Raw genomic sequence first — 4,543 nt, forward strand, 5'->3', positions numbered from 1 at the left:
GATCCCGTGCGGGCCAAGCTCCATCGCTAATGTCTTGGCCAGCCCGATCACCCCCCATTTCGCCGCCGCATAAGGCGAACGGTGCGGATAACCGTACTGCCCGGCGGTCGAGGAGGTGATGACGATACTGCCCGCGCCCTGCCGTTTCAGCATCGGCGCGGCGTATTTGGCACAGAGAAACGCGCCGTCGAGATTGACCGCGATGCAGGCGCGCCAGCCGTCCAGCGGCATATCCTCGACCAGCGCGGTCGGCCCGGCGATCCCGGCATTGGAACAGAGCGTATCGAGCCCGCCCCACTCGGTCTCGATTTCGGCAAAGAGCGCCGCAATCGAGGCCTCGTCGGCCACATCCACAACACTCTGCCGCCAGTGGGCGGGACAGGCGGCAAGCGCCGCCTTGTCCACATCCGCGATCCAGACCCGCGCCCCCGCCGCGTCAAAGGCCTCGGCCATGGCGCGGCCGATGCCCCCGGCACCGGCGGTGATCAGGACCCGCGCGCTCATGCCGGTTTCCGGATCGCGTTGCCCGCGCCCTCGGGGTACGGCAGCCCCGCCTGCGCCTCGGCGATGCGGGCCATGGCGGCCTCGATCTGAGGCGCCGGCGCGCAGGGTTTCCGGGTCTCAAGACTTACATGCAGCAGGAAGCTCTCGCCGGTGGCGAGCAGTTTGTCCCCCTCGTACATGCGGTGGAACAGGTGCAGCTTCTTGCCTTGGCCCAGCAGCATCTGGGTCTCGACCCGGATCCGCGCGCCTGCGTGAGTCTCGTCCAGATGGCGGATATGGGTTTCTGCGGTGAAATAACTGCCGCCATTGGCGATATAGTCGGCATCGCAGCCGATGATCTCCATGAACCGGTCGGTGGAATTGGCAAAGGCCTCCAGGTATTTCGACTCGGTCATGTGACCGTTGTAGTCGGTCCAGTCGAGCGGCACCGCGCGCGACAAGGTCAGGATCGGCTGGGTCAGGTCGGCAGTATCCAGATCGGGCAGCGCCTTGGGCTTCAGCGCCGCGTCATGCTTGTTCAGCACCGCGCCCGCGCCCCAGTTCTGCGCCTTGAGCGCCCGCATCATGCCGACAAGGTTGTTGTCGCGGATACGCTCCAGTTCGCGGATCGTGTGATGACCCGATTGCGCATCCGACTGGCCCGCGATCAGGTCGACCAGCTCGTCGGTGAATTCGGGCACATCCATCAGCTTGGTCCAGGGCCAGCTGAGGCAGGGACCGAACTGCGCCATGAAATGCTTCATGCCCGCCTCGCCGCCCGCCACGCGATAGGTTTCGAACAGGCCCATCTGCGCCCAGCGGATGCCGAACCCCATGCGGATCGCCTCGTCGATCTCTTCGGTGGTGGCGATGCCGTCCTTGACCAGCCACAGCGCCTCGCGCCAGACGGCCTCGAGAAAGCGGTCGGCGATATGGGCGTCGATCTCTTTGCGCACATGCAGCGGGAACTGACCCAGCCCGCGCATGATCTCCTTGGCGCGCTCGATCATTTCGGGGCTGTTGTCCGGCGTCGTTACCAGTTCGATCAGCGGCAGCAGGTAGACCGGGTTGAACGGGTGCGTCACCACGATCTGACCGGGGCGCAGCGCGCCTTCCTGCAATTCGCTAGGCTTGAAGCCAGAGGTCGATGAGCCAAGGATCGCATCCGGATCGCAGGCCTCCTGGATCGAGCGATAGACCTTCAGCTTCAGGTCCAGCCGCTCGGGCACGCTCTCCTGGATCCACGCGACCCCATTTACCGCCTCAGCCAGATCGGCGTGAAAGCTGAGCTTGCCCTCGGGCGGCAGCGGCACATCGCTGAGGCCCGGCAGCGAGCGGCGGGCATTGGCCAGCACCTCGCCGATCTTGCGCTCGGCCTCGGGGTCGGGATCGAACACCCGAACATCCCAGCCGTTGAGCAGAAAGCGCGCGGCCCAGCCGCCGCCGATCACGCCGCCACCGATGATTGCAGCCGTTGTCATGACGGCCTCTCCTTCTTTGTCCATGTTCCGTGTTTCAACGCGGCTCTTGTACCACGTCGATCAGTTTGCTCGTGTCATAGCCATTGGCGGCCAGCGCCGCCTCGGCCCGGGCGCGCATGTCGGCGCCGATCCGGGGCGTGCGCGCCAGGATCCATCCGGTCTTGCCCCGGGGTGCGCCGATAGCGGCGACGGTGTAGCCCTCGTCGATGTAGAGAACCCAGTAGTCGCCGCGCGCAAAGGGCAGCCAGGGCACGAAGGTGACCGTCAGCTTTCCCGGCCCCTCGACCCGCGCCACCCCTTCGGCGGTGGTCACCGGCCCGTCGAGCGCACCCTTGCGGCAGGTGTTGGTAACACTCACCTGCCCGTCGTCGCGCAGGGCATAGTCGGCGGTGACACCGACGCAACCCTCTTCGAACCGGTTGGGAAAGCGCGCGATCTCGTACCAGCGGCCAAGATAGCGGTCGATGTCCAACGTCGGCACCGCGTTGATCCCGACCGAGCGGTCGCGATAGGTGTCGGCCCCTGCCACCGACGCGGCAAGGGTGAGGATAGCCGCGAGCGCCGCCGCCAGCCGGTTCACTTCGCCACCGGCGCGCGTTTCACCAGGCCCAGTTTCTCGCGCACCTCTTGCGGGCCGATCACCCGCGCGCCCATGTTCGACACGATGCCTGCCGCCCGTTCAACCAGTTGCCAGTTCTCTGCCAGCACGCCCTTGTCGAGCCAGAGGTTATCCTCGAGCCCGACACGCACGTTTCCTCCCGCCAGCACCGACGCGGCGGCATAGGCCATCTGGTTGCGCCCCAGCGCAAAGGCGCTGAAGGTCCAGTCATCGGGCACGTTGTTGACCATCGCCATAAAGGTATTGAGGTCATCGGGCGCGCCCCACGGCACCCCCATGCAGAGCTGGACCAGCGCAGGACCATCCAGCACGCCATCCTTGACCAGCTGCTTGGCATACCACAGATGGCCGGTGTCAAACGCCTCGATCTCGGGTTTCACCCCCAGTTCGGTCATCATCCGCCCCATCGCGGTCAGCATGCCGGGCGTGTTGGTCATCACGTAATCGGCTTCGGCAAAGTTCATGGTGCCGCAGTCGAGCGTGCAGATCTCGGGCAGGCATTCGGCCACATGCGCCACGCGTTCGGTTGCGCCGACCATGTCGGTGCCCTGCGCCCGCAAGGGCAGCGGGTTTTCGACATCGCCAAAGATCATGTCGCCGCCCATGCCGGCGGTCAGGTTAAGCACCACATCGACCTCGGCGTCGCGGATGCGTTCGGTCACCTCGCGATAGAGGTCCAGCCGCCGCGAGGGCGCCCCCGTCTCGGGGTCGCGCACATGGCAATGCACCACCGCCGCCCCGGCCTTGGCCGCCGCAATCGCGCTCTCGGCGATCTGTTTGGGGCTGCGCGGCACATGTGGGCTGCGATCCTGGGTGCCGCCCGAGCCGGTGACGGCGCAGGTGATGAAGACCTCGCGGTTCATTTCCAGAGGCATGTCGGTTTTCCCTTGTTTTTACCGGCTTCTCCCCCGGGTTGTCCCCAGATTTGTCCCCGGATTCCGATTTGCGTTGAGTTCGACTCTGGCGCAGCCTTGCGGCGACCACTTGCCAGAATGCGAATCGAACTTGATAAAATCCGCGAAAAACATTCTCCAGCCCGAGCATCGCGCGCTGAAATGCGCGCTTCTGGTGCTGGACGATTGCAACACGCTCAGCTTTGCCGCCGCGGTGGACCCGATGCGCGCCGCCAACCGGCTGGCCGACCGCCATGCCTTCGACTGGGACTATGTCACTGCGACAGACGCGCCCGCGCGGCTGACCTGCGGTCTGATGGTGCCGGGCCTGCCGCTGGCGCGGCTCGAAACCTGCGATCTCTTGATCGTGGTGGCGGGGTTCCATCTGGCACGCCACGCCACGCCCAGCCTGCTCGCCGGGCTGCGCCGGATCGCGGCGAGCGGCGCCACGCTGGCCGGGATCGACGGCGGCCCGTGGCTCTTGGCCGAGGCCGGGCTGCTCGACGGTCACGCCGCCACCACCCATTGGGAGGATCTGGACAATTTCGCCAGCCGGTTCCCGGCAATCGACGTGCGCCACGACCGCTTTGCCGTCTCGGGCAACCGGCTCACCTCGGGCGGGGCGATGCCCGCCATCGAGATGATGCTGCATATCATCGCCGCGCGCCACGGCGCGGGCTTTGCCGCCCGGGTGGCCGGGCTGTTCCTATACGAGGGCGCGCCCCAGCCCGGCACCCCGCAGCGCAGGACCGGCGCCCCGCACCGCCACAACAAGCTGACCGCACGGGCCAACGCGCTGATGGAGGCGGCGCTGGACGAGCCGCTGTCGCTGGCCGAGATCGCCGAGACCCTGGGCACCAGCCCGCGCACCCTGCAACAGCAGTTCCGCCTGAGGTTAGGTACCACGCCGCAGGACCATTACCTGCAACTGCGCCTGGCCGAAGCGCGGCGGCTGGTGACCGACACCGAGATGCCGCTGATGGAAGTGGCACAGGCCACCGGCTTTACCTCGCAATCGAGCTTTGCACGTGCCTTTCGCACCCAGAACGGCCAATCGGCCCGCGACC

The 4,543-nt window shown here is 66.6% G+C and carries 5 protein-coding genes; 1 reads left to right on the top strand and 4 read right to left on the bottom strand.

The window, feature by feature from the left end:
• The 4 genes from AC2FL1_RS23260 to bcoG form a co-directional block, all read right to left on the bottom strand.
• Positions 1-504, bottom strand: a 504-nt coding sequence (locus AC2FL1_RS23260) for an SDR family oxidoreductase (RefSeq protein ID WP_496878502.1), incomplete at its 3' end; no start/stop codon positions are given.
• The gene (locus AC2FL1_RS23265) at positions 501-1,964 is read right to left on the bottom strand and encodes a carnitine 3-dehydrogenase (protein ID WP_496878503.1); all 1,464 of its coding nucleotides are present in this window, start codon (positions 1,962-1,964) and stop codon (positions 501-503) included. The genes AC2FL1_RS23265 and AC2FL1_RS23260, both read right to left, overlap by 4 nt.
• 34 nt (positions 1,965-1,998) lie before the next feature.
• Positions 1,999-2,544 carry a lipocalin family protein gene (locus AC2FL1_RS23270; protein ID WP_496878504.1) on the bottom strand — a complete coding sequence of 182 codons (546 nt, stop codon included), beginning with the start codon at positions 2,542-2,544 and terminating at the stop codon, positions 1,999-2,001.
• A complete protein-coding gene (gene bcoG, locus AC2FL1_RS23275; protein WP_496878505.1) occupies positions 2,541-3,458 on the bottom strand; it encodes a 3-dehydrocarnitine:acetyl-CoA trimethylamine transferase BcoG in 918 nt (305 codons plus the stop codon). Before bcoG ends, AC2FL1_RS23270 begins: the two co-directional genes overlap by 4 nt.
• Positions 3,459-3,591: 133 nt before the next feature.
• Here bcoG and AC2FL1_RS23280 point away from each other — a divergent pair.
• Positions 3,592-4,543, top strand: a 952-nt coding sequence (locus AC2FL1_RS23280; protein WP_496878506.1) for a GlxA family transcriptional regulator, incomplete at its 3' end; no start/stop codon positions are given.

The sequence above is a fragment of the Ruegeria sp. YKSF070 genome, assembly GCF_059612725.1.

Excerpts from the sequence above, each read along its gene's own strand:
- AC2FL1_RS23265 (WP_496878503.1), bottom strand. The coding sequence starts at position 1,964 with ATGACAACGGCTGCAATCATCGGTGGCGGCGTGATCGGCGGCGGCTGG.
- bcoG (WP_496878505.1), bottom strand. The coding sequence starts at position 3,458 with ATGCCTCTGGAAATGAACCGCGAGGTCTTCATCACCTGCGCCGTCACC.